Origin of the sequence: Escherichia sp. WS1118 (genome assembly GCF_046487695.1) — a bacterium.
Classification (GTDB): domain Bacteria; phylum Pseudomonadota; class Gammaproteobacteria; order Enterobacterales; family Enterobacteriaceae; genus Escherichia; species Escherichia coli.
The window spans coordinates 1-2796 of the sequence record NZ_JBJQIZ010000032.1; the positions used below are offsets into that span (position 1 = coordinate 1).

The 2796-nt window shown below is 53.5% G+C and carries 2 rRNA genes; both read left to right on the forward strand.

Annotated features, from left to right (window positions below):
• Positions 1-2589 (forward strand): 23S ribosomal RNA (locus ACJHYO_RS23885); the annotation flags it as partial.
• A 95-nt stretch (positions 2590-2684) separates the two neighbouring features.
• Positions 2685-2796: ribosomal RNA gene (rrf, locus tag ACJHYO_RS23890) — 5S ribosomal RNA — on the forward strand; the annotation flags it as partial.

Here is a 2796-nt window from a genome sequence, read left to right on the forward strand (position 1 = left end):
GCGATACAGGGTGACAGCCCCGTACACAAAAATGCACATATTGTGAGCTCGATGAGTAGGGCGGGACACGTGGTATCCTGTCTGAATATGGGGGGACCATCCTCCAAGGCTAAATACTCCTGACTGACCGATAGTGAACCAGTACCGTGAGGGAAAGGCGAAAAGAACCCCGGCGAGGGGAGTGAAAAAGAACCTGAAACCGTGTACGTACAAGCAGTGGGAGCCTCTTAATGGGGTGACTGCGTACCTTTTGTATAATGGGTCAGCGACTTATATTCTGTAGCAAGGTTAACCGAATAGGGGAGCCGAAGGGAAACCGAGTCTTAACTGGGCGTTAAGTTGCAGGGTATAGACCCGAAACCCGGTGATCTAGCCATGGGCAGGTTGAAGGTTGGGTAACACTAACTGGAGGACCGAACCGACTAATGTTGAAAAATTAGCGGATGACTTGTGGCTGGGGGTGAAAGGCCAATCAAACCGGGAGATAGCTGGTTCTCCCCGAAAGCTATTTAGGTAGCGCCTCGTGAATTCATCTCCGGGGGTAGAGCACTGTTTCGGCAAGGGGGTCATCCCGACTTACCAACCCGATGCAAACTGCGAATACCGGAGAATGTTATCACGGGAGACACACGGCGGGTGCTAACGTCCGTCGTGAAGAGGGAAACAACCCAGACCGCCAGCTAAGGTCCCAAAGTCATGGTTAAGTGGGAAACGATGTGGGAAGGCCCAGACAGCCAGGATGTTGGCTTAGAAGCAGCCATCATTTAAAGAAAGCGTAATAGCTCACTGGTCGAGTCGGCCTGCGCGGAAGATGTAACGGGGCTAAACCATGCACCGAAGCTGCGGCAGCGACGCTTATGCGTTGTTGGGTAGGGGAGCGTTCTGTAAGCCTGTGAAGGTGGCCTGTGAGGGTTGCTGGAGGTATCAGAAGTGCGAATGCTGACATAAGTAACGATAAAGCGGGTGAAAAGCCCGCTCGCCGGAAGACCAAGGGTTCCTGTCCAACGTTAATCGGGGCAGGGTGAGTCGACCCCTAAGGCGAGGCCGAAAGGCGTAGTCGATGGGAAACAGGTTAATATTCCTGTACTTGGTGTTACTGCGAAGGGGGGACGGAGAAGGCTATGTTGGCCGGGCGACGGTTGTCCCGGTTTAAGCGTGTAGGCTGGTTTTCCAGGCAAATCCGGAAAACCAAGGCTGAGGCGTGATGACGAGGCACTACGGTGCTGAAGCGACAAATGCCCTGCTTCCAGGAAAAGCCTCTAAGCATCAGGTAACATCAAATCGTACCCCAAACCGACACAGGTGGTCAGGTAGAGAATACCAAGGCGCTTGAGAGAACTCGGGTGAAGGAACTAGGCAAAATGGTGCCGTAACTTCGGGAGAAGGCACGCTGATATGTAGGTGAAGCGACTTGCTCGTGGAGCTGAAATCAGTCGAAGATACCAGCTGGCTGCAACTGTTTATTAAAAACACAGCACTGTGCAAACACGAAAGTGGACGTATACGGTGTGACGCCTGCCCGGTGCCGGAAGGTTAATTGATGGGGTTAGCGGTAACGCGAAGCTCTTGATCGAAGCCCCGGTAAACGGCGGCCGTAACTATAACGGTCCTAAGGTAGCGAAATTCCTTGTCGGGTAAGTTCCGACCTGCACGAATGGCGTAATGATGGCCAGGCTGTCTCCACCCGAGACTCAGTGAAATTGAACTCGCTGTGAAGATGCAGTGTACCCGCGGCAAGACGGAAAGACCCCGTGAACCTTTACTATAGCTTGACACTGAACATTGAGCCTTGATGTGTAGGATAGGTGGGAGGCTTTGAAGTGTGGACGCCAGTCTGCATGGAGCCGACCTTGAAATACCACCCTTTAATGTTTGATGTTCTAACGTTGGCCCGTAATCCGGGTTGCGGACAGTGTCTGGTGGGTAGTTTGACTGGGGCGGTCTCCTCCTAAAGAGTAACGGAGGAGCACGAAGGTTGGCTAATCCTGGTCGGACATCAGGAGGTTAGTGCAATGGCATAAGCCAGCTTGACTGCGAGCGTGACGGCGCGAGCAGGTGCGAAAGCAGGTCATAGTGATCCGGTGGTTCTGAATGGAAGGGCCATCGCTCAACGGATAAAAGGTACTCCGGGGATAACAGGCTGATACCGCCCAAGAGTTCATATCGACGGCGGTGTTTGGCACCTCGATGTCGGCTCATCACATCCTGGGGCTGAAGTAGGTCCCAAGGGTATGGCTGTTCGCCATTTAAAGTGGTACGCGAGCTGGGTTTAGAACGTCGTGAGACAGTTCGGTCCCTATCTGCCGTGGGCGCTGGAGAACTGAGGGGGGCTGCTCCTAGTACGAGAGGACCGGAGTGGACGCATCACTGGTGTTCGGGTTGTCATGCCAATGGCACTGCCCGGTAGCTAAATGCGGAAGAGATAAGTGCTGAAAGCATCTAAGCACGAAACTTGCCCCGAGATGAGTTCTCCCTGAGACTTAGAGTCTCCTGAAGGAACGTTGAAGACGACGACGTTGATAGGCCGGGTGTGTAAGCGCAGCGATGCGTTGAGCTAACCGGTACTAATGAACCGTGAGGCTTAACCTTACAACGCCGAAGATGTTTTGGCGGATGAGAGAAGATTTTCAGCCTGATACAGATTAGATTAACCGGCGACAAGCGGGTTAATGAAACAGAATTTGCCTGGCGGCCTTAGCGCGGTGGTCCCACCTGACCCCATGCCGAACTCAGAAGTGAAACGCCGTAGCGCCGATGGTAGTGTGGGGTCTCCCCATGCGAGAGTAGGGAACTGCC